Source organism: Pseudomonas sp. SIMBA_067 (genome assembly GCF_046534675.1).
Lineage (GTDB): Bacteria > Pseudomonadota > Gammaproteobacteria > Pseudomonadales > Pseudomonadaceae > Aquipseudomonas > Aquipseudomonas putida.
Map to the genome: position 1 here is coordinate 1 of NZ_JAWRYH010000971.1, position 251 is coordinate 251.

The window sequence follows — 251 nt, forward strand, 5'->3', positions numbered from 1 at the left end:
CTTGATTGACGAAATTACAGAAACACGTGGCCACTCTAATAAAGAATGTATTGGCCAAGGTGCTGCAAACGTCACATGTGGTTTCTTTGGTGCAATGGGTGGCTGTGCCATGATTGGCCAATCTATGATCCACATTAATTCGGGTGTCCGTTCGCGTTTATCTGGTATCAGTGCTGCGTTGATGTTACTTGCGTTTATTATCTTTGCCTCAAGCTTAATTGAAATGATCCCACTAGCGGCATTAGTTGGGG

The 251-nt window shown here is 44.2% G+C and carries 1 protein-coding gene; it reads left to right on the plus strand.

Annotated features, from left to right (window positions below):
• Positions 1 to 251, plus strand: a 251-nt coding sequence (locus SB765_RS32105) for a SulP family inorganic anion transporter (RefSeq protein ID WP_410932823.1), incomplete at both ends; no start/stop codon positions are given.